The sequence below is a fragment of the Brevibacillus sp. FSL K6-2834 genome (genome assembly GCF_038592925.1).
In the GTDB taxonomy this organism is placed as follows: domain Bacteria; phylum Bacillota; class Bacilli; order Brevibacillales; family Brevibacillaceae; genus Brevibacillus; species Brevibacillus borstelensis.
Map to the genome: position 1 here is coordinate 250,001 of NZ_CP151945.1, position 22,066 is coordinate 272,066.

At 51.1% G+C, this 22,066-nt stretch carries 24 protein-coding genes and 1 rRNA gene (1 of these 25 only partly in view); 24 read left to right on the top strand and 1 reads right to left on the bottom strand.

What is annotated here, in order from left to right; all coding sequences use genetic code 11:
* The 10 genes from NST96_RS01365 to pssA all read left to right on the top strand — a co-directional run.
* Positions 1-269: ribosomal RNA gene (locus NST96_RS01365) — 23S ribosomal RNA — on the top strand (it extends 2,738 nt beyond the left edge of the window).
* 277 nt (positions 270-546) lie between these two features.
* Entirely contained in the window at positions 547-1,668 is a 1,122-nt protein-coding gene (locus tag NST96_RS01370; protein WP_003392058.1) for a glycosyltransferase, read from the top strand.
* Positions 1,669-1,677: 9 nt separating this feature from the next.
* Positions 1,678-2,349 carry an HAD-IA family hydrolase gene (locus NST96_RS01375; protein WP_024984560.1) on the top strand — a complete coding sequence of 224 codons (672 nt, stop codon included), beginning with the start codon at positions 1,678-1,680 and terminating at the stop codon, positions 2,347-2,349.
* A 212-nt stretch (positions 2,350-2,561) separates the two neighbouring features.
* Positions 2,562-3,026 carry a CtsR family transcriptional regulator gene (locus NST96_RS01380; protein ID WP_003392054.1) on the top strand — a complete coding sequence of 155 codons (465 nt, stop codon included), beginning with the start codon at positions 2,562-2,564 and terminating at the stop codon, positions 3,024-3,026.
* Positions 3,027-3,054: 28 nt separating this feature from the next.
* Complete coding sequence (locus tag NST96_RS01385; RefSeq protein WP_003392052.1) at positions 3,055-3,573, top strand: UvrB/UvrC motif-containing protein; 519 nt, start codon at positions 3,055-3,057, stop codon at positions 3,571-3,573.
* An 18-nt stretch (positions 3,574-3,591) separates the two neighbouring features.
* A complete protein-coding gene (locus tag NST96_RS01390) occupies positions 3,592-4,656 on the top strand; it encodes a protein arginine kinase (protein ID WP_003392050.1) in 1,065 nt (354 codons plus the stop codon).
* 95 nt (positions 4,657-4,751) lie between these two features.
* On the top strand, positions 4,752-7,205 hold the full coding sequence (locus NST96_RS01395) for an ATP-dependent Clp protease ATP-binding subunit (protein WP_003392048.1): 2,454 nt from the start codon (positions 4,752-4,754) through the stop codon (positions 7,203-7,205).
* Between the two features lie 120 nt (positions 7,206-7,325).
* On the top strand, positions 7,326-8,696 hold the full coding sequence (radA, locus tag NST96_RS01400; protein ID WP_003392047.1) for a DNA repair protein RadA: 1,371 nt from the start codon (positions 7,326-7,328) through the stop codon (positions 8,694-8,696).
* 10 nt (positions 8,697-8,706) lie between these two features.
* Positions 8,707-9,783 carry a DNA integrity scanning diadenylate cyclase DisA gene (gene disA / locus NST96_RS01405; protein ID WP_003392045.1) on the top strand — a complete coding sequence of 359 codons (1,077 nt, stop codon included), beginning with the start codon at positions 8,707-8,709 and terminating at the stop codon, positions 9,781-9,783.
* A gap of 114 nt (positions 9,784-9,897) precedes the next feature.
* Positions 9,898-10,626 carry a CDP-diacylglycerol--serine O-phosphatidyltransferase gene (gene pssA / locus NST96_RS01410; protein ID WP_003392042.1) on the top strand — a complete coding sequence of 243 codons (729 nt, stop codon included), beginning with the start codon at positions 9,898-9,900 and terminating at the stop codon, positions 10,624-10,626.
* Between the two features lie 91 nt (positions 10,627-10,717).
* Here pssA and NST96_RS01415 read toward each other — a convergent pair whose 3' ends face one another.
* Positions 10,718-11,113, bottom strand: a complete 396-nt coding sequence (locus NST96_RS01415; protein WP_003392040.1) for a hypothetical protein — start codon at positions 11,111-11,113, stop codon at positions 10,718-10,720.
* A 291-nt stretch (positions 11,114-11,404) separates the two neighbouring features.
* Here NST96_RS01415 and NST96_RS01420 point away from each other — a divergent pair, with 291 nt between their 5' ends.
* The 14 genes from NST96_RS01420 (at position 11,405) to rplK (ending at position 21,999) form a co-directional block, all read left to right on the top strand.
* Positions 11,405-12,496 (top strand): PIN/TRAM domain-containing protein, encoded by a 1,092-nt coding sequence (locus NST96_RS01420; RefSeq protein WP_003392038.1) that lies wholly within the window; start codon positions 11,405-11,407, stop codon positions 12,494-12,496.
* A 74-nt stretch (positions 12,497-12,570) separates the two neighbouring features.
* Positions 12,571-13,263 (top strand): 2-C-methyl-D-erythritol 4-phosphate cytidylyltransferase, encoded by a 693-nt coding sequence (gene ispD, locus NST96_RS01425; protein ID WP_003392036.1) that lies wholly within the window; start codon positions 12,571-12,573, stop codon positions 13,261-13,263.
* Complete coding sequence (gene ispF, locus NST96_RS01430) at positions 13,260-13,733, top strand: 2-C-methyl-D-erythritol 2,4-cyclodiphosphate synthase (protein WP_003392034.1); 474 nt, start codon at positions 13,260-13,262, stop codon at positions 13,731-13,733. The genes ispD and ispF overlap by 4 nt, the downstream gene beginning before the upstream one ends.
* A gap of 82 nt (positions 13,734-13,815) precedes the next feature.
* A complete protein-coding gene (gene gltX / locus NST96_RS01435; protein ID WP_003392032.1) occupies positions 13,816-15,282 on the top strand; it encodes a glutamate--tRNA ligase in 1,467 nt (488 codons plus the stop codon).
* 411 nt (positions 15,283-15,693) lie between these two features.
* Positions 15,694-16,359, top strand: a complete 666-nt coding sequence (gene cysE / locus NST96_RS01440; protein ID WP_003392031.1) for a serine O-acetyltransferase — start codon at positions 15,694-15,696, stop codon at positions 16,357-16,359.
* On the top strand, positions 16,340-17,746 hold the full coding sequence (gene cysS, locus NST96_RS01445) for a cysteine--tRNA ligase (protein ID WP_024984060.1): 1,407 nt from the start codon (positions 16,340-16,342) through the stop codon (positions 17,744-17,746). Before cysE ends, cysS begins: the two co-directional genes overlap by 20 nt.
* Positions 17,747-17,762: 16 nt before the next feature.
* Positions 17,763-18,176, top strand: coding sequence for a Mini-ribonuclease 3 (locus tag NST96_RS01450; RefSeq protein WP_003392027.1), 414 nt, complete (start codon positions 17,763-17,765; stop codon positions 18,174-18,176).
* Entirely contained in the window at positions 18,169-18,924 is a 756-nt protein-coding gene (rlmB, locus tag NST96_RS01455; protein ID WP_003392024.1) for a 23S rRNA (guanosine(2251)-2'-O)-methyltransferase RlmB, read from the top strand. The genes NST96_RS01450 and rlmB overlap by 8 nt, the downstream gene beginning before the upstream one ends.
* Position 18,925: 1 nt before the next feature.
* Entirely contained in the window at positions 18,926-19,450 is a 525-nt protein-coding gene (locus NST96_RS01460; protein WP_122958194.1) for an NYN domain-containing protein, read from the top strand.
* Between the two features lie 80 nt (positions 19,451-19,530).
* Positions 19,531-20,181, top strand: coding sequence for an RNA polymerase sporulation sigma factor SigH (gene sigH / locus NST96_RS01465; RefSeq protein ID WP_003392020.1), 651 nt, complete (start codon positions 19,531-19,533; stop codon positions 20,179-20,181).
* Positions 20,182-20,413: 232 nt separating this feature from the next.
* Positions 20,414-20,563, top strand: coding sequence for a 50S ribosomal protein L33 (gene rpmG, locus NST96_RS01470; RefSeq protein ID WP_003392018.1), 150 nt, complete (start codon positions 20,414-20,416; stop codon positions 20,561-20,563).
* Between the two features lie 33 nt (positions 20,564-20,596).
* Positions 20,597-20,812 carry a preprotein translocase subunit SecE gene (gene secE / locus NST96_RS01475; RefSeq protein WP_003392016.1) on the top strand — a complete coding sequence of 72 codons (216 nt, stop codon included), beginning with the start codon at positions 20,597-20,599 and terminating at the stop codon, positions 20,810-20,812.
* 44 nt (positions 20,813-20,856) lie between these two features.
* Positions 20,857-21,393, top strand: coding sequence for a transcription termination/antitermination protein NusG (gene nusG / locus NST96_RS01480; RefSeq protein WP_003392014.1), 537 nt, complete (start codon positions 20,857-20,859; stop codon positions 21,391-21,393).
* Positions 21,394-21,573: 180 nt separating this feature from the next.
* A complete protein-coding gene (gene rplK, locus NST96_RS01485) occupies positions 21,574-21,999 on the top strand; it encodes a 50S ribosomal protein L11 (RefSeq protein ID WP_003392012.1) in 426 nt (141 codons plus the stop codon).
* The last annotated feature ends 67 nt before the right edge of the window (positions 22,000-22,066 follow it).

The following is a 22,066-nucleotide window of genomic DNA, read 5'->3' on the forward strand; positions in this document are numbered from 1 at the left end:
AAGTTTGAGGAGAGCTGTCCTTAGTACGAGAGGACCGGGATGGACGCACCGCTGGTGCACCAGTTGTCACGCCAGTGGCACAGCTGGGTAGCTATGTGCGGAAGGGATAAGCGCTGAAAGCATCTAAGCGTGAAGCCCCCTCCAAGATGAGACTTCCCACAGCGTTAAGCTGGTAAGACCCCTCATAGACGATGAGGTTGATAGGTTCGGTGTGGAAGCGCGGCAACGCGTGGAGCTGACGAATACTAATCGGTCGAGGACTTATCCACACAAATCCTTGCAGCATGCATATCCAGTTTTGAAGGCGCGAAGCAAGCCTGGTTACCGATTGGTAGCTGGGCTTTTTTGATTTTTGGAGGTTGCAGTTTCTGTCAAATAACGGATAACGTTTCATACAGAAGCACAGAATGAGGAAACCTGTCGAGATATTATCAATCTGCGCCGACAACTTCCCCCTTGCAGAGCGGAGAAGGGTACACTAACATGATAATGGATCGAATCTAACGTTGAAGAAAGCAAAGAGTGAGGAAATGAAGGAGATATATCATGAAAAAGATCTTGATCTTTTCTGCTTCCATTGGCAACGGGCATAATCAGGCAGCCAGAGCCATGCAGGAAAGCCTAGCCGAGATCGGCTACACATCGATGATTATCGATACCTTGGAATACATCAGCCCGACGTTTCACAAGATCTTGCTGGAAAGCTACATGAACCTGCTTCGTTTATCACCGAAAATGTGGGGACGCATTTACCACAACACCGAGAAAACCAGATTTTTTGACATGAACGTGTTAATGAACAAATTGTTGGCCAATAAACTAAAAAAACTGATCAACAGTGTGCAACCAGATGCTTTTATTGCGACGCATCCATTTGCCAGTTGCATGCTCTCCGTACTAAAAGGCCGAAACGATTGGAGAGAACCGATCTATACCATTATCACGGATTATACGATTCATCCATCATGGATTAATCATCACATTAACTATTACTTTATCGCTCATGAACAGCTGTACTATCTGGTGGACATTTATCGGCACAACCATGCCCAGTTCATTCCGATGGGCATACCCATCATGCGCAAATATAGCCAGCCTCTGGAGAAGGATAAGGTTCGGGAAAAACTCCAGGTACCCTCCGATCACTTGAGCATCATATTGTCAGGCGGGGGATTGGGCCTTGGATCAATGGAACAAGTTCTTGCCGGTCTGGAGCATATTGATATGCCAATAACCGCGTTTATCCTGACAGGGACGAATGACAAGCTGTATCGCAAGGTAACCGAGAATACGTATCGGCACAATGTGATACCGCTGCGCTTTGTCAACAACTTCCATGAGTATCTGGAGATTGCCGACCTGATTGTAACCAAATCAGGCGGCTTGACCTCGGCTGAGGTTATGAGCAAGCAGGTTCCCATGATTATTTACAACCCGCTTCCAGGACAGGAGGAGCGAAACAGCCATTTCTTGTTAAACAATGGATGTGCCGTTCACGCCCATGTATCCGAGCAGCTGATCTACTTTATTCACGAGATGCTCCATGATCCCACGAAGGTGGAATACATGAAGAGGATGGCTCAAAAAATAGCAAAACCGAAAGCGGCACAAAATATCGCTGAGTTTATCCGCAACGACATGCAAAGCTCGGCGGGAGAAGAAGGATAGGAGGACATCATGAGCATTCCCTGTGCAGTTCTTTTTGACATGGACGGTACGCTGCTGCAAACAGAGCGGCTCTCCACACCCGCATTCCAGAAGACATTTGAGGAGCTGCGAGAGAAAGGGCTCTGGAACGGAGCCACCCCCGATGAGCAGGAACTGACCAATGTATTGGGGATGACGATCGAACAACTGTGGGAGAAACTGCTTCCAGGAGCAAGCGAAGAGATCAAGAAAGTAGCAGACAAGCTGATGCTGAAGAATGAACTGATCTTGTTGAAACAAGGGATTGCGGACTTGTACCCGGGAGTTCGCGAGGTCTTGCAGGAGCTGCATGCCAACGGAACAGCACTTTTTGTCGCCAGCAACGGGTTGGAGCGCTATATCGACGAGATTTGCGAGCACTTCGGGATCAAACCATTGTTTACTGATCTTTACTCGGCTGGACGTTTTGGCACCCGATCCAAAAAGGACCTCGTGGCCAAGCTGCTTCAGGATTATCAGGTAAAACAAGCGGTCATGGTCGGGGATCGGCACTCCGATGTGGAGGCGGGGCTGGCTAACGGGTTAAAAACGATCGGGTGTGACTTCGGATTCGCCAAGCCAGGCGAGCTCGATGGTGCTGATGTGATCATTACACGATTTACCGATCTTTTGACCCACATACCTGATCGGCAGCACACATAAAAATAGACGTCTTGCCGGTCAATAAAAAAGCGTAATCGTTACAGCCATTCCATGAGGGATGGCTTTTCGTTTTGGTTTCAACTCCGTCCATTTTGCCAACACTAGAAAGTGTCTCCCCCTCTTGCAAACCCCAAAAAAACGCATTATAATTAAAGTCAAAGATAGTCAAAGTCAATAATTAAAGAGCAAACACTGTGAACAGGAGGCGACTAATGCGTAACATCTCGGACATCATAGAGCAGCATTTAAAGCGAATTTTAACGGAAAGTCCAGACGGCTCTATCGAGATCCAGCGTAGCGAGCTTGCCGACATCTTTCAGTGTGTGCCTTCTCAAATCAATTACGTCATCAATACCCGATTTACTGTAGAAAAGGGATACGTCGTCGAAAGCAAGCGTGGCGGCGGAGGCTACATCCGGATTCGAAAGGTACAGATTGTCAGCAAAGCCAAACTGCAGGAGCTGCTCACTGAAGAGCTGATTGGCGAAAGCATCACGCAAGGTGTCGGTTATGCGATCATCGACCGCCTTTTGGAGGAAAAGTTGGTCAGTCAACGGGAGGCGGCTCTCATGAAGATCGCTACTTCGCGCAGTGTGCTTTTAGTGGATGCTGAATTGAGAGACCGTTTACGGGCTACCATGTTAAAGCAGATGATCGCCACGATTTTATTGCGGTAACCAATGCATTGGCAGGAGGGACGATAGGATGAACTGTGAAGAATGCGGCAAACGACAGGCTACGCTTCATCTGACCAAGATCGTCAACGGTGAAAAAACCGAATACCATATTTGCGAGCAATGTGCCCAGGAAAAAGGAGACGTCTTTCCCGGTTTTCATAACTTCAGCATCCATAATCTCCTTTCCGGCCTGCTCCATTTCGATCCGGCACAGAAAAAAACACAGGACACTCCGGCAAACAAAGCGCTGCGCTGCGAGACCTGCGGACTGACATACGCCCAATTCAGCAAGAGCGGCCGCTTTGGCTGCAGCGACTGCTACACGTTTTTGGGTGACCGCCTGGATCCGCTCTTCCGACGGATTCACGGGAATACGCAGCACATCGGCAAGGTTCCGGAACGTACCGGCGGCCAACTGAAGCGGCGCAAGGAGCTGGAGCAACTGAAACAAGCGCTTCAACGGCATATCGCCAGCGAAGAGTTTGAAAAAGCTGCGGAAATTCGCGACCGCATCAAGGCACTTGAACAAAAGCTGGGTCAATCGTAAACAGGGGAGGTGAGGAACATGTCCCAACAACAGTTTATGCAAAACCCTTGGAGCAACTGGATGAAGGGCGAGGGCCCTGATTCCGACATCGTCATCAGTACAAGGCTTCGGATCGCACGGAACCTTCGCCAGCATCCCTTCCCGCTTTTGGCTACTGACTCGCAGGCAGAGGAAGTGGTTCGCAAGGTGACAGAAGTGAGCGAGACCGAGGCGATGAAAAAGCTCGGACCACTCGAGCTCATCCAGATGGAACAGGTAAATCCGCTGGAAAAGCGCGTCCTCGTCGAGAAACACCTGATCAGCCCTCATTTGGCAGAAGAATCTCGAAAGGGAGCCGTGCTGTTAAGCAATGACGAATCGATCAGCATCATGGTAAACGAAGAAGACCACATTCGCATCCAGGTGCTGATGCCAGGCTTCCAACTCCAGCAGGCGTGGGATATGGGAACAAAAATCGACGACATTTTTGAAAAACATGTAAACTACGCATTCGATGAAAACAGAGGCTTTTTGACGAGCTGCCCGACCAATGTGGGAACAGGGATACGGGCATCGGTGATGCTTCACTTGCCGGCGCTCGTGATGACACAGCAGATCAACCGGATATTGCAGGCGATCAATCAAGTCGGATTGGTCGTGAGGGGCATCTACGGGGAGGGCAGCGAAGCGCTGGGCAACTTGTTCCAGCTCTCCAACCAGGTGACGCTCGGGATGTCCGAGTCGGATATCCTCTCCAACCTGTACGGTGTGGCAAGGCAGATCATCGAGCAGGAGCGAGTGGCTCGCCGGTACCTGGTTGAACACTCCAGAATCACTTTGGAGGACCGGATTCTCCGGTCGTACGGCATTCTTCAGTACGCCCGGACGGTTGAATCCAAGGAAGCAGCCCAAAGGCTTTCCGATGTCAGATTGGGGATTGATCTGGGGATTGTGAAAAACATTTCCCATCTCGTCTTAAATGAATTGCTCGTGACGACTCAGCCGGGCTTCCTGCAGCATCACGCAGGTCAAAAGCTGTCGCCCGACCAGCGGGACGAACGCAGAGCAAGGCTGATTCGGGAGAAACTGTCTGCTCGACAGTAAACAAGAATTTTCGCTGTCCATCATCGCTGTTATACGCAAAAATATAAGGAAACAACGCATAGAATATAAAGATGGTTACTGGAGGTGCAGAAGATATGATGTTTGGACGTTTTACCGAACGCGCGCAAAAAGTGTTGGCACTCGCCTTGGAAGAGGCCGTTAGATTGGGTCATAAGGATATCGGAACAGAGCATGTGCTGCTCGGTCTCATTCGTGAAGGAGAGGGGATTGCAGCCAAGGCGTTGCAGTCGCTCGGACTTGGTCTCGATAAAATTCAAAGTGAAGTAGAATCCTTGATTGGCCGCGGGACTGAGCAAGCGGGCGGAAACTATACCCCAAACTACACACCCCGTGCCAAAAAAGTGATTGAGCTTTCCATGGACGAAGCCCGAAAGCTGGGGCACACGTATGTGGGCACCGAGCATATCCTGCTTGGGTTGATTCGTGAAGGAGAAGGCATTGCCGCACGAATCATGAACAATCTGGGTGTAAGCCTGAACAAAGCCCGCCAACAAGTCCTTCAGCTTTTGGGAAGCTCGGAAATGATGAATTCCCACCAGCCGTCAGGCAGCAATCCTGCGGCCAATACGCCGACCCTGGACAGTCTGGCAAGAGACTTGACCGCAATCGCCCGTGATGGCGGACTTGATCCGGTGATCGGACGCCAAAAAGAGATTGAGCGAGTGATCCAGGTGTTGAGCCGCCGCACCAAGAACAACCCCGTGTTGATCGGGGAGCCTGGTGTCGGGAAGACGGCAATTGCCGAAGGACTTGCGCAAAAGATCATCAACAACGAAATCCCTGAAACGCTTCGCGACAAGCGCGTGATGACGCTGGACATGGGGACAGTCGTCGCCGGCACCAAGTATCGCGGGGAATTTGAAGACCGCCTGAAAAAAATCATGGATGAGATTCGTCAGGCCGGAAATATCATCCTCTTTATCGACGAGCTGCACACCTTGATCGGTGCAGGCGGAGCAGAGGGTGCGATTGATGCATCCAACATTTTGAAGCCAGCTCTGGCACGCGGTGAGCTTCAGTGTGTCGGCGCAACCACGCTGGATGAATACCGCAAGTATATTGAAAAGGACGCAGCCCTCGAGCGCCGTTTCCAGCCGATTCAGGTCGATCAGCCGAACACAGAGGACGCGATCAAAATCCTGCATGGCTTGCGTGATCGCTATGAGGCGCATCACCGTGTGAAAATTACCGATGAAGCGATTGAACAGGCGGTAAAACTGTCTGACCGTTACATTACAGACCGCTTCCTGCCGGACAAAGCAATTGACTTGATCGACGAAGCGGCGTCCAAAGTACGTCTCCAATCCTTTACTGTTCCGCCTAATCTGAAGGAACTGGAAGGGCGTCTGGAAGAAGTGCGCAAGGAAAAGGACGCGGCTGTCCAGTCTCAGGAGTTCGAAGAAGCAGCGTCTCTGCGCGACAAGGAGCAGAAGCTGCGCGAAGAACTGGAAAAAACGAAGAAGGACTGGAAAGAGCGTCAGGGCCAACTGAACATGGAGGTCACTCCTGAAGATATCGCCCACGTAGTGGCCAACTGGACCGGAATTCCGGTCGTCAAGCTGAAAGAAGAAGAGACAGAGCGCCTCTTGAAAATGGAAGAAATTCTGCATGATCGAGTGATCGGGCAGGATGAGGCAGTCAAATCGGTTGCTCGCGCCGTCCGCCGTGCTCGTGCCGGCTTGAAAGACCCGAAACGTCCGATCGGCTCCTTCATCTTCCTTGGCCCTACAGGGGTAGGGAAAACGGAATTGGCCCGGGCGGTTGCCGAGACGCTGTTTGGCGACGAGGACGCGATGATTCGGGTCGACATGTCGGAGTACATGGAGAAACATTCCACGGCGCGTCTGGTCGGAGCTCCTCCGGGATATGTCGGTTACGATGAAGGCGGTCAACTGACAGAGAAGGTCCGCCGCAAACCGTATTCCGTCATCCTTTTGGACGAAATTGAAAAGGCGCATCCGGATGTCTTCAACATTCTCCTGCAGGTGCTGGACGATGGACGCCTGACCGACTCCAAAGGCAGAACCGTTGATTTCCGCAACACGGTTGTGATTATGACATCCAACGTCGGAGCCAACCTGATCAAGAAAAACACAACGCTCGGCTTCACCGCCGGCAATGAAACAGAGAAGAAATACCAGGACATGAAAGACAAGGTCATGGAAGAACTGAAGAAAAGCTTCCGCCCCGAGTTCCTGAACCGGATTGACGAAGTCATCGTCTTCCACTCGCTGGAGCAGGAGCATATCGAGCAGATTGTTTCCTTGATGACCGAAGATCTTCGCAAGCGTCTGAGAGAGCAGGAGATCGATTTCCAACTTACCGATGCTGCCAAGAAAGTGCTGGCCAAGGAGGGCTTCGATCCCGCTTACGGGGCAAGGCCGCTGCGCCGCGCTATCCAGCGCAACATCGAAGACAGATTGTCCGAAGAACTTTTGAAAGGCAGCATCAGCAAAGGCGACACTGTTTCGATAGATGCTGAAGATGAAAAGCTTGTAGTAAAACGTCTGGAGAAAACAACCTCATAACCAGAGGTTTAGGCAAACGTTTAGAAAGGGTACCTCCTCAATATACAGGAGGTATTCTTTTTTTGTTTTCATCATGTATGATAATCGTATAGAGGAGAATCCCAAAACGAGGTACAAACTATGTCCAAGTATAAAACGAAATACGCGTGTCAAGAATGTGGCTATGAATCGCCCAAATGGATGGGGAAATGTCCTGGATGCAACAATTGGAATACGATGGTGGAAGAGGTTGCGGTAAAGACCGCCTCCCGTCATGAGAGTTTGCGTGGCGGACAGCGGCAAACAGCAGCCCTTCCGCTGACAGAGGTGGCCGGCGAAGAAGAGCCGCGGATGGATACAACGATAGGTGAATTAAACCGGGTTCTGGGCGGAGGGCTCGTTCCCGGCTCAATGGTTCTGGTCGGCGGAGACCCGGGGATCGGGAAGTCTACCTTGCTGTTGCAAACGTCGTTCGCGCTTGCACACGGGGGAATAAAGGTCTTGTACGTATCCGGCGAGGAGTCCGCCAAGCAAATCAAATTGCGTGCCGATCGGCTCGGAATGAGCACGCCGCCGATGTATGTGCTTGCAGAAAACGATTTGGAGCTCATTGAGCAGCACATTGCCCAGGTCGATCCCCAGGTCCTGATCATCGACTCGATTCAGACTGTCTTCCATCCCGCTGTCCAATCAGCGGCGGGGAGTGTCGCACAGGTAAGGGAAACAACCTCTCAACTGATGCGAATCGCCAAAGGAAAAGGAATCGCGACATTTATCGTCGGTCACGTGACGAAGGAAGGCGCGATTGCCGGGCCCCGCATGCTGGAGCATATGGTGGATGCGGTCTTGTACTTTGAAGGGGAACGGCATAATACGTTCCGCATTTTGCGAGCAGTAAAAAACCGCTTTGGCTCGACGAATGAAATCGGCATCTTTGAGATGAAAGAAAAGGGGCTGGAGGAAGTTGGAAACCCTTCGGAAATATTTTTGGCAGAACGTCCGGTCGGCGTCGCTGGCTCGACTGTAGTGGCCAGCATGGAGGGAACTAGGCCGGTTCTGGTAGAGCTTCAGGCGCTGGTTGCACCGACCAGCTTTGTGACCCCGCGTCGGATGGCTACCGGCGTGGATCACCAGCGAGTCGGCATGATCATGGCAGTGCTTGAGAAGCGCATGGGTCTCATGCTGCAAAATCAGGATGCCTATGTCAACGTGGCTGGCGGTGTTCGTTTGGATGAGCCCGCTGTCGATTTGGCGATAGCTGTCAGCATTGCCAGCAGCTTTCGCGATCACGCGACCAATCCCCATGATGTCGTGATCGGGGAAGTGGGATTAACGGGTGAAGTCCGCGGCGTGTCCCGGATTGAACAGCGGATTCGCGAAGCGCACAAGCTAGGATTCAAACGGGTGATCATCCCTTCCAAAAATATCCGCGGTCTTGACGTTCCATCGGACATCGAGGTAGTCGGTGTAAGCAATATTTCGGAAGCATTAAGCGAAGTGCTAAGGGGGTAGGGGCACCTGTATGCTTGATACAAACAAAAGAGAACCTGTCTACAGCGATGTGCTTCGTCTTGTTGCTCCCGGAACCCCGCTCCGAGAGGGATTGGAAAACGTGCTGCGGGCCAAAACCGGCGGTTTGATCGTTGTCGGATTCGGTCCGGATATGAAGAACATTGTCGACGGGGGGTTTTCCATTAATTGCGACTTCACTCCGGCACATTTATATGAATTGGCCAAGATGGACGGGGCGATCATAGTTAGTGAGGATGCAAAAAAAATCTTGTATGCCAATACCCAGTTGTTTCCTCCCGCTGCGATCCCTTCGAGTGAAACAGGGACCCGCCATCGAACGGCGCAAAGAACAGCACTGCACACAAACTATCTGGTCATCGCCATTTCCCAGCGCCGCAACGTCATTACCTTGTACCAAGGTCCATTCCGCTATGTCCTGAACGAGATCAGCGTGATTCTGGCCAAGGCCAACCAAGCGATTTCCACGCTGGAAAAGTACAAGGCTGTACTCGATCAGACCCTAACCAACCTCGGAGCGCTGGAGTTCGAAGAGCTGGTGACGCTCCATGAGGTAACCTCTGTGCTGCAGAGAATCGAAATGGTGCTGCGCATTAAAGCAGAGATCACCAAATATATATACGAATTAGGGACGGAAGGCCGGCTTGTCACCATGCAGCTGGAGGAATTGGTCGGCAATATCGAAGAAGAAGCGCACATGCTGATCCGCGATTACGCCAAAAATCCTGCCGTGCAGCCAGAGCAAGTCTTGAAGGAGATGAAAAAGCTCTCAGCAGAAGAGGTGCTCGAAATGGGGGCTTTTTTACGGATTCTCGGTTATTCGGCCAACCCGAACATGCTGGAAGAGTCTCTCTCGCCCCGCGGGTATCGGATCCTGCACAAAATTCCTCGCCTTCCCATTTCGATCATCTCAAATCTCGTTGAGCATTTTCACAATTTGCCCCGAATCATGATGGCAACGATCGAAGAACTGGACGAGGTTGACGGCATTGGAGAGGTTCGCGCACGGGCGATCAAAGACGGACTGAAGAGAATTCAAGAACAGGTGTTCATTGACAGACACATTTGAGTTAGAATAGGATAGAGACATTATTGTTTTGATATTGCCAAAGGATTACAAAGCAAGGGCTGGCAGAATTGCCATACCCGTTTCTCCTTTGCGCAGGAAACCAGGAGGTAGTCTATGTTCGTTAAATCGTTACCGAACATGCTAACCGTGAGCAATTTGTTCTTGGGTATCGTAGCCATCATTCTCGCCTTTCAGGGCAACCAATATGTGGAGTATGCTGCGATTACGGTAATTATTGGTATGTTGATGGATGGTCTGGATGGACGCGTGGCTCGCATGCTGAATGCACAGAGCGAATTTGGCAAAGAATTGGATTCTCTTTCCGACGTGATTACATTTGGAGTGGCCCCGGCTTTTATCATGTACGTGGTGGCCCTGCAAGATCTCAATTTGATCGGCATTTTCGTGACAGCCGTTTTCCCGATCTGCGGTGCTCTGCGACTCGCCCGTTTTAACGTACAAGCAGGTGTGCCAGGCTATTTTATCGGGTTGCCGATTACGGCTGCAGGCGGGGTGTTGGCTACGCTTGCGCTGTACCATCATGTGTTTAATGTAGCGTTGCTCGCGGTCAGCATGCTGCTGCTCGCTTTTCTGATGGTATCCAACATCAAGTACCCCAACTTCAAAAAAGTGGGGATTCCCAAAGCAGCGTATTGGATCACACCCATTATCGTTGCGATCGTAGTCGTTTTCGCGGTCAAATACCCGCAGCAGTTCCCGAAAATTGTCTTCTTGCCATTGGCATTTTACGCACTTTACGGGATAAAAAAAAACGTTGACCTACTCCTGAAAAAATTGCGAAAAGAAAAGAAGGAAGAAAACGAATCGCTGCCATTTGAATAACCGCGCGCAAAAAACCCGCTCTATGGAAGCGGGTTTTTTCTGTGAGCACGCAACTTTTTTGTTGTTTCATTCGTAATACCAAATGGGAGCTTTATGAAAGGTTAAATACACCAAGGGTATGTAACCGCTCCGATTCCTTTTGGATGACATCTTCGAGCCGGATATCAGTAATATTGCATAGCGCAGTGAGATAAAAGAGATTTTTGCCCAGTTCAGCGGTAACTACGTCACGGCAATGCTCGCACAAAGGGCCGGAAAAATGTGTGTCCAGCAGTGTCTGGTTATCCTGCAGGCTTTTTTGGGGATCGTAGGTTTGCTTTCTGGCCACTACTTCGACACAGCCGCATTCGGTGATGGCTTTGGTGAGTGAACGGTTGATGCGGGCTGCGCTTTCTTGAACTTTGGACATAACGTCCAGAACGCTGCGATGTCTGATCAGCAGCTCCGAAACTTGGGATTGAAAGTCGTCCACGTTTCGCTTTTCCATATGATTCACCTCTGCTTTAGGCTGCTACCATCTTCAGAATTTTTATTCAATGCATTACTGTCATTATAAGAAGGGAATCCGGCTGCTGTCAATTTGAAACCGAGGGAAACGGAAGTTCTCCATTGACGTTAAATTGCCATGTATGTTAAAATTTTTGGCTATTTGACACTAGAATTTAACTTTTGTTATAGTGAGGGAAAGTCTCGCAGCATATTCGTTAGCATTATGTTTTTGATAAGCAGGGTTTTTCAGCAAAGCTTCTGTCTATATTAATATCAAGGAGGTGAAAGCATGGTTCGCCGATTAGGGAAAATTTGTTTTATACTTGTCGGAGGAGGTTTGGGCTTCAAGTTTGGTCCTGATCTTTTTAACCTCTTGAACACGCTTTTAAATTTTGGTGACTTTAAGTACACAAGCTACATCGGAGCTGTTTTGGGAGCCGTGCTGTTCTTCTTCTTCGCCAACTGGTTTGTCGATTACACATTGAGAATCGTCCGCTGGGGTGAAGAGACGCTGTTAAAATTGCCGATCGTGGATGTCATGTTTGGAGCTTTGGGGTTGATTATTGGTCTTATCGTTGCCTTTTTATTATTTCTCCAGCTCAGCAACATCCCGATACCGGTAGTCAGCGATTTGCTGCCGCTGATGGTTTCCGCATTACTCGGCTATCTCGGCTTTCAGGTGGGATTCCGCAAGCGCGACGAGATCATGTCCGTCTTTTCCATCGGGCGCAAGGACAAGTCCAAGAAGGAAAGTGGCGGGTCTCCGTCCAACGTGGAGTATAAAATCCTGGATACAAGCGTGATTATTGACGGACGAATCGCCGACATTTGCCGGACCGGCTTTCTCGAGGGCGTACTCGTTATCCCCGGTTTTGTGCTGGAGGAGCTGCAGCATATCGCAGATTCTTCCGATGTACTGAAAAGAAACCGCGGACGTCGCGGTCTGGACATTCTAAACAAGATTCAAAAGGAAATGAAGGTAAAGGTTCAGATCTACGAGGGAGACTTTGAAGAAGTTTCGGAAGTGGACAGCAAGCTGATCAAGCTGGCGAAGGTGATGAACGGCAAAGTCGTCACCAATGATTTCAACCTGAACAAGGTGTGCGAGCTGCAGGGAGTGGCTGTCCTGAATATCAACGATCTGGCCAATGCAGTGAAACCGGTGGTGCTCCCGGGCGAAGAGCTGACTGTGCAAGTCATCAAGGACGGCAAGGAGCATGGCCAGGGAGTGGCTTATCTCGACGATGGCACGATGATCGTCGTTGAGGGCGGCCGCGACTACATCGGGCACGATCTGGAAGTGCTCGTAACCAGCGTATTGCAAACATCGGCTGGAAGGATGATCTTCGCCAAGCCGAAGCTTTTGGAAAAAGCGTTGTAAGGGATGAAGCGAAGGGGAGGGATGCAGCCTCCCTTTTCGAACATCCAGAGCAGAGAGACTGGAGAGGAAGTAACGTGGAAACGGGAGTCGTAATCGTTGCGGCTGGTTCCGGGAAGCGCATGGGAGCAGAACGTAACAAGCTTTGGCTGCCGCTTGGCGGTGAGCCGATCTTGACTCGTACGGTACGCCTGTTCACCAGCCATCCCGAAATCGGGGAAATTGTACTGGTGGTAAGCGCACAGGATCATGAAGAGGTACTGAAGTGGAAGCGCCAGGAGAAGCTGAAGCTGACCGTTGTGCTTGGCGGAGCCGAAAGGCAGGACAGCGTCAGAAACGGCTTGGCTGCTCTTTCCTCAGACTGCTCGTACGTGCTGGTACACGATGCTGCCCGTCCTTTCGTAACTCGTGAACAAATCAGCGAGATGATTCGGCAGGTGCGGCGTGATCGGGCTTCGATCATGGCCGTTCCCGTCAAGGATACCATCAAAGTGGTAGGGGCTGACGGAGTAGTCCAGTCGACCCCGGCACGCGAGAGCTTGTGGGCGGTCCAAACCCCACAAGCTTTTCTCGTTTCCTTGTTGCGAGAGGCGCATGAAGCGGCATTGCAGGCAGGCAAGACAGGTACCGACGACGCGATGCTGGTCGAATGGCTGGGGCATACCGTCAGTGTTGTCCGGGGAAGTTACGAAAACATCAAGATCACCACGCCGGATGATCTGTGGTTTGGAGAAGAAATCTTGCGGAGAAGAAAGGGAGAGGGATCATGAGAATCGGACAAGGCTTTGATGTGCATCAATTAGTGGAGGGACGTCCCTGCATTATTGGCGGAGTAACGATCCCGTATGAAAAAGGGCTGCTCGGCCACTCGGACGCTGATGTCCTGCTGCACGCGATCAGCGACGCATTGCTCGGGGCGATTGGCGAGGGCGATATCGGCCGTCACTTTCCCGATACGGACCCTGCCTTTAAAGATGCCGACAGCGTCAAGCTGATGGAGCATGTGTGGGAGCTGGTTAAACAAAAGGGATACCGTCTGGGCAACCTCGACGCTACGATCATTGCGCAGGCTCCCAAAATGGCCCCTTATATTCCGCAGATGCGCGAGCTGATTGCCAGAGTGCTTGAAGCAGAGGATTTGTCGCAGGTTAACGTAAAGGCCACCACCTCGGAAAAATTGGGCTTTACCGGACGAGGAGAGGGAATTGCTGCCCAAGCCGCCTGCTTGCTTGTCAAGTAATGCGGACTGGGTGTAAGATTAACCCGTAGATACGAAGTGACAGAAGGAAGCGATTATTGCTTCACGAAAGGATGGCGCAATCATGGCTAAAGAAATCCGCACACGGTATGCTCCAAGTCCGACTGGACATTTACATATTGGCGGTGCGCGCACTGCACTTTTCAACTATTTGTTCGCCAAGCATCACGGAGGCTCTTTCATCGTTCGGATCGAGGATACGGATCAGACCCGGAACGTAGAAAACGCCGACGAAGAACAGATGAAAAATCTGAAGTGGCTGGGCATCACCTGGGAAGAGGGGACGGACATCGGCGGCCCGTACGGACCTTACCGCCAGATGGATCGTCTCGACATTTACCGCAAGTACATCGATCAGCTTCTGGCTGAAGGGAAAGCGTACTACTGTTACGCGACCAAGGAAGAGCTCGATGCGGAGCGTGAGGAACAGATCGCCCGTGGAGAAACGCCGCGCATCCTGGAGAAGCATCGCCATGTTACACCGGAACAGCGTGAACAGTACGAAAGGGAGGGCCGCACCCCATCCATCCACTTTATGGTGCCGGATGACAAACAGTACGTGGTCAACGATTTGATTCGCGGGCAGGTTACGTTTGATTCCAAAGAGATGGGCGACTTTGTCATCTGTCGACCGGACGGGATCCCGACTTACAATTTTGCTGTTGTCATTGACGACTACCTGATGAAGATCAGTCACGTCTTCCGCGGGGAGGAGCATCTGTCCAATACGCCTCGCCAGCTGATGATTTACGAAGCGTTTGGCTGGGAGCCGCCTCAGTTTGGCCATCTGGCGCTGATCCTCAATCAGGAAGGCAAAAAGATGTCCAAGCGCGACGAGAGCATCATCCAGTTTATTGAACAGTATCGCGAGCTCGGTTTCCTGCCGGACGCGATCGTCAACTTCCTGGTGCTGCTCGGCTGGTCTCCAGGCGGAGAAGAAGAGATCTTCTCGCTGGACGAGCTGATCAAGCTGTTCTCGGAAGAGCGCGTGAGCAAATCGCCGGCAGTGTTCGACTCCACGAAAATGAACTGGATGAACAACTTCTACATCAAACGTCAATCGGTTGATCTGATTACGGAGATGTGCATTCCTCATTTGCAAAAAGCCGGCTTTATCGATGAGGAACTGAGCGAGGAGAAAAAGGCGTGGGTACGCAGCATCGTCGCCCTCTATCAGGAGCAGATGTCGTACTGTGCGCAGATTGTGCCGCTGGCCGCTCTTTTCTTCCTCGAAGAAGTGGTGTACGATGAAGAGGCAAGAGCTGTACTCAAGGAACCGCAATTGCCGGAGGTATTGACTTCCTTTGCCAAACACCTTGAGGCGGCTGCTGAATATAATGCAGATACGATCAAGGCCATTTTGAAAGACGTGCAGAAAGAAACAGGCCATAAAGGAAAGGCTCTGTTCATGCCGGTCCGCGTTGCGGCCACCGGTCAGGCGCATGGCCGCGATCTGGCGGAAACGCTCTATCTGCTGGGACAACAGACCGTGCTTGAGCGTGTAAAGCGCGTATTGGCAAACGGCGAGTAAGGAAATGAATACTGCAAGGGCGGACGTTTTTGATCGCCTGATGCAATATAGCTATGACCAGGAGAGTACTGCAGCAAGTCTCGTCCAAAGAGAGGATGGAAAGGTGAGAGCCGTCCGGCGAGACCTGTCAGGAAATGCACCTGTGAGCTGTGACCCCGAACCCGGCGTCTATCTGTATTGACAAGACCGGCAGTAGGGCAATCGGTGGCCCGCCGTTATCGGGAAAGAGCGAGATTTGCCGTGTTCGTTCATTTTGACGGACAATTGGCGATCTAAGCAGAGTGGAACCGCGGTTCAACCCGTCTCTGCCTCCTTCTGATTCGAAGGCGGCAGAGGCGTTTTTGTTTTTCTACAATCATTTTTTTCAGCAATCATTTTTGGAGAGGTAAACGAAGCAGGAGGTGAAACCCTGTGCTTTCACAGATGAGGGATGACATTCAGGCAGTATTTGAGCGTGATCCGGCAGCACGCAGCACATTCGAAGTGGTGTTGACGTATTCCGGACTTCATGCGATATGGGGACATCGCATTGCCCATAAGTGCTGGAAAGCCGGTTGGTTTACGCTTGCGCGGGCTATTTCGCAGTTTTTCCGCTTCATCACCGGAATCGAGATTCATCCAGGGGCCAAGATCGGCAACCGGCTGTTTATTGACCACGGGATGGGTGTCGTGATCGGGGAGACCTGTGAGATCGGTGACAATGTCACCATTTATCAAGGGGTAACATTGGGCGGGACAGGCAAGGAAAAAGGGAAGCGGCATCCGACTGTAGGCAATAATGTAATTATCGCTTCAGGGGCTAAAGTGCTGGGTTCCTTTAAAATCGGAGATAATTCCAAGATCGGGGCAGGCTCGGTCGTGCTGCAGGAGGTGCCGCCCAATTCTACGGTCGTAGGTATTCCGGGCCGCATCCGCATACAGGACGGAAAAAAGGTCACGAATGATCTGGACCACGTCAATTTGCCCGACCCGGTGGCGGACATGATTCGGACCATGCAGCAGGAAATCGAGCAGTTGCGCAAAGAAGTGAGCGCTTTGAGGGAGGATAAGAAGGATAATGAGCATTCAGTTCACTAATACGCTGACCAAACAAAAGGAAGCGTTTGTTCCACTGGAACCCGGCAAAGTGAAGATGTACGTGTGCGGACCGACTGTGTACAACTACATCCACATCGGCAATGCCCGTCCGGCCATTGTGTTTGATACGCTCCGCCGCTACCTGAAATACCGGGGCTACGAGGTTACTTTTGTGCAAAATATTACAGATGTCGACGATAAGCTGATCCGGAAAGCCAACGAGGAGGGCATCACGGTAAAAGAGGTGGCAGATCGGTATACAGACGCCTTTAACGAAGATCTGCGTTCCCTCAATATCCTGCCGCCGGACATCCAGCCCAGGGTCATGCAGACCATTCCGGAGATCATTCAGTTTATCGAAGGACTGATTGAAAAAGGATATGCCTATGATAGTGAGGGTGACGTTTATTTCCGCACTGGCCGTTTCACCGAGTACGGCAAGCTTTCCCATCAGCCTCTCGATGAGCTGCAGGCGGGCGCTCGCGTAGAGATCAATGAAAAGAAAGAAAACCCGCTTGATTTTGCGCTGTGGAAGGCAGCCAAGCCGGGTGAGGTAAGCTGGAGCAGTCCGTGGGGAGAAGGCCGTCCCGGCTGGCATATCGAGTGCTCGGCAATGGCATTGAAGTTTCTCGGAGACCAGATCGATATTCACGCGGGGGGAGCCGATCTTGTTTTCCCTCACCATGAAAATGAAATTGCTCAATCTGAGTGCTACACGGGAAAAGTATTTGCCCGCTACTGGCTTCACAACGGGATGCTCAACATCAACAATGAAAAAATGTCCAAGTCGCTCGGAAACTTCATCCTTGCACGCGACCTGATCCAGCATTACGGCGGAGAGCTGATCCGATTTTTCATGCTGCAGGGTCACTACCGCAATCCGATCAACTTCAGCGATGATCTTCTCGAACAGGCTGCCAATGGATTGGAGCGCATTAAGACGGCTTACGCCAATCTCCGCCATCGCCTGGAGACTGCCCGGCCGCAGGAGCCGAACGGGCTGGCCGAAGAACAGGCCCGCACGATCAGTCAGCTGCGGGAACAGTTCATTGCCGAGATGGACGACGATCTGAATACGGCCAATGCGATTACGGTCGTTTACGAGGTCGTCAAGGAAGCCAATCTGTACTTGCGCAATCAAAATGTCGGTCGGGAGCAAGTCGAGCAGTATCTCTCGCTGCTGACGGAGCTGACGAGCGTACTCGGCGTGCAGCTTGAACAGGCGGAGGAGCTGCTGGACAGCGAGGTGGAGGCGCTCATCGGAGAGCGTACGGAAGCGCGCCGCTTACGCAACTTTGCTCGTGCCGACGAGATTCGCGATCTCCTCAGCGAAAAGGGAATTGTACTGGAGGATACCCCTCAAGGTGTTCGCTGGCGCAGAAAATAAAGGGGCATAACAAAACATGCAAAAGGAAGAGCTATCAAAAGACCCGCATTTGTTAAATCCGCTGGTGCTCGCTTTTTTGGGCGACGCTACGTATTCGCATTGCGTTCGCTACCATTTAATCGCAAAAGGTCTGGTCAAGCCAAATGTGCTTCACAAGACGGCCAATCAGTACGTCTCTGCAAAAGCGCAGGCTAACATCCTGCTGACCCTGATGCCTCTGTTCACGGAAGAGGAGGCAGCGGTGGTGAGGCGCGGGCGCAACGCCAAATCCGGCTCCAGCGCAAAGAATGCCGATATTATCGATTACCGGCACGCTACCGCTTTTGAGGCGCTCGTCGGCTACTTGTATCTGTGCGGGAAAGAAGAGCGGCTGGCGGAGATTATGGAGCAGGCATTTGCCATTGTGGAAGGAGTATACGGACATGAGTGAAGAGTGGATTGTCGGAAAGAATCCGATTATCGAGGCGTTGCGGTCTGGCCGTACCATGAACAAGATATGGATAGCGGAAGGGACCAATAAAAATTTGATGGGACCCATTTTTTCCCTTGCCAAGGAGCAAGGGGTGATTGTCACCACGGCCAACCGCAAAAAGCTCGACCAGCTTTGCGGCACCGACAATCACCAGGGTGTGATTGCCTCAGTCGCCGCCTATGACTACGTCGAAGTGGAGGACATTCTGAAGAGAGCCGAGGAACGCAATGAACTGCCGTTCCTCATACTGCTCGATGAGCTCGAGGACCCCCACAACCTGGGGTCCATCATGCGGACGGCAGATGCGGTGGGAGCGCACGGAATTGTCATTCCGAAACGGCGTTCGGTCAGTTTGACGGCGACTGTAGCAAAGGCCTCCGCCGGCGCAATCAACTACGTCCCCGTAGCGCGGGTGACCAACCTGGTTCGTACGATGGAGGAACTGAAGGAAAAAGGCGTCTGGATCGCCGGGACGGACGCCAGTGCCAAACAAGACTTCCGCCAAGGCGATTACTCGATGCCGCTGGCGATCGTGATCGGCAGCGAAGGCAAGGGCATGAGCAGATTGGTAAAGGACAACTGTGATTTCCTGTACAGCCTGCCCATGGCGGGAAATGTCACCTCGCTGAATGCCTCAGTAGCTGCTGCCCTTCTCATGTACGAAGTTTACCGCGCGAGGAGTCCTTTGTCGGCACAGGTGAAGTGACATGGCAAAAAGGAAAGCCAAGCAACTTTTGATTGTTGACGGCTATAACATCATCGGAGCCTGGCCCGACCTGCGCGTTCTCAAAGAGGAGGAGCGCATGGACGAAGCCCGTGATCTGTTGATCTCCAAGCTGGCAGATTACCAGAGCTTTACGGGCATAAAGGTCATGATCGTATTTGATGCCTACAATGTGCCGGGTATCGGAAGACAGATGAGCGATTATCAGATAGACATCTATTTCACCAAGAAAAAAGAGACGGCCGATGAAAAAATTGAGCAGCTTGTGGCAGAACATTACGCGAAAAATCGACAAATTTATGTAGCGACCTCGGACTATACATCCCAGCGTGTCATTTTTGGCCAGGGAGCCTTGCGCAAGTCAGCGAGGGAGTTGCTTCATGACATGGAAAGTATCGGCAAGGAGATCAAAGAGCAGGTGGAGAAGACTCGTGAAGAACGCTTCTCCACGCGTATTTCCTTGGATGGGGAAATAGCGAAAATATTCGAAAAATGGCGAAGGGAATAACCTGGATTCGGTTGACGCTTTTTTACGGCGCATGTATAATAGCCCTATCTGTGGAATAACCGGATGGCGGGGGGATCATTGTGAGCGTTGACCTCAAGGAGCTGAAGCATGCCCAATATGAGTTAATGTCCGACGAAGAGGTAGTTGATCTGGTTCGTGACAATGATGCCGAAGCCTTAGAGTACTTGATCAACAAGTACAAGAATTTCGTAAGGGCAAAAGCGAGGTCCTATTTTCTCATTGGGGCAGACCGCGAAGACATCGTCCAAGAAGGCATGATTGGATTGTACAAGTCTATTCGCGACTTCCGAGGGGACAAGCTCACGTCGTTCAAGGCGTTTGCCGAATTGTGCATAACCCGTCAGATTATTACTGCGATTAAGACAGCAACCCGGCAAAAGCATATTCCGCTCAACTCGTATGTATCGCTGGACAAGCCTATATACGATGAAGATTCTGACCGCACCCTGCTCGATGTGATTTGCGGGACGAAGGTGACTGACCCTGAAGAATTGTTCATCAATCGCGAAGAATTCGACGACATCGAAGGGAAGATGAGCGAAATTCTGAGCGATCTGGAGCGTCAGGTATTGATGCTGTATTTGGACGGCCGATCCTATCAGCAAATTGCTGTAGAACTCAAGCGGCATGTCAAATCGATAGACAATGCCCTGCAGCGGGTAAAACGCAAATTGGAAAAGTATTTGGAAGGCAGAGAGATTCATCTGTAGCATCGCAGAATCTCTCTTTTCTTTTGGAACAAAATGCTTCCGCTTTGTCAAGACGTTTTGTTGACATGGGTTGACTGGTATGATAAATTTGTTTAGGTAACCATGGCCACATTTCTCTCTTGCCTATGGTTGCTTTGTTAAAATGGTCAGGAAAAAGTAGCGGTTTTCCCGTACTATTTTATCCTTGTTCTTTTGAATACGTAGGTTTGAAATGAGATGGAGGTGGCAATAAATGCGAGTAAACATCACGTTGGCGTGCACTGAGTGTGGCGAGCGTAACTATATCTCCACGAAAAACAAGCGCACTACTACTGAGCGTGTCGAGCTGAAAAAGTATTGCTCCCGTGACAAGAAGCAGACCCTTCATCGCGAAACGAAGTAATGAACGGAAGCGACGAAGTCAGGGGGTGGCAGTGTGGGTTTCCTAGCAAGAATAGGATCTAGTTTTCGCCGGACCGGTGAATTTTTCGGCGATGTGAAATCAGAACTGAAGAAGGTCCGCTGGCCAAACCGAAAGGAATTGACCACCTACACGGTCGTCGTTCTCATTACGGTTACGCTTCTCGCTGCTTTCTTCTTTGTCGTTGATCTGGGTATCTCGCGCCTTATTGATTTGATTTTAGGAACGTAATTTTGCACGCCTAGGAGGGACGGACGGATAACGTCCTTGTGGATATGGAAAAAGCATGGTATGTGGTTCATACGTACTCGGGTTATGAAAACAAGGTAAAGACAAATCTGGAGAAGCGCGTCGAGTCGATGGGCATGGAAGACAAGATCTTCCGCGTTCTCGTACCCACGGAAGAAGAAGTGGAGACGAAGGACGGCAAAAAGCGCACCGTCACGAAAAAGGTGTTTCCAGGATATGTCCTTGTTGAAATGGTGATGACCGACGACTCTTGGTATGTCGTGCGCAACACCCCTGGGGTTACCGGCTTTGTCGGATCCACGGGCGCTGGTTCCAAACCGACAGCGCTTCGTCCTGAAGAGGCCGATATGATCCTGCGTCAGATGGGGATCGAGATTCCCAAAATCAAAGTCGATTTTGATCTTCGTGACATGGTGCGCGTGACTGACGGTCCGTTCTCCAACCGTACCGGAGAAATCATCGAGATTCATCCTGACAGACAAAAGGTTCGCGTACTGGTCGATATCTTCGGTCGCGAAACGCCGGTCGAGCTAGACTTTACACAGATTCAAAAATTGGATTAGGATTCATCTTGAAAATGACCACGCTATGTGGTACATTTCATGTTGTTTCTTATTTCCCCAACCATAAGGGGTTTCTTGCACTCTCACTATAGATGGAAAGTCTACATAGGACTTTCGGCAAAACAGTGGGAGGGGGCATTCCCCCGTAATAACCACATGTGAAGTAAGGAGGTGTCTTACGTGGCTAAGAAGGTTATCCGCGTAATTAAATTGCAAATCCCGGCAGGTAAAGCGAATCCTGCACCTCCAGTAGGTCCGGCTCTCGGTCAAGCTGGTGTAAACATCATGGGATTCTGTAAAGAATTCAACGCTCGTACTGAGAGCGAAGTAGGAATGATCATTCCAGTAGAAATTACTGTTTTTGAAGACCGTTCCTTTACTTTCATTACGAAAACTCCGCCGGCTGCTGTTCTGCTGAAGAAAGCTGCTGGTATCGAGTCTGGTTCCGGCGTGCCGAACAAGACGAAAGTTGCTACCCTGAAACGCGATAAAGTTCGTGAAATCGCTGAACTGAAGCGCCCTGACCTGAACGCAGCAACCGTGGAAGCGGCTATGCGCATGGTGGAAGGTACCGCTCGTTCCATGGGTATCGTGATCGAAGACTAATTGTCTTTGTTGCAATGAGGGGTACACGAGCTGTGCCCCTTGTTTGTGGGAGGATCAAACCGCTACG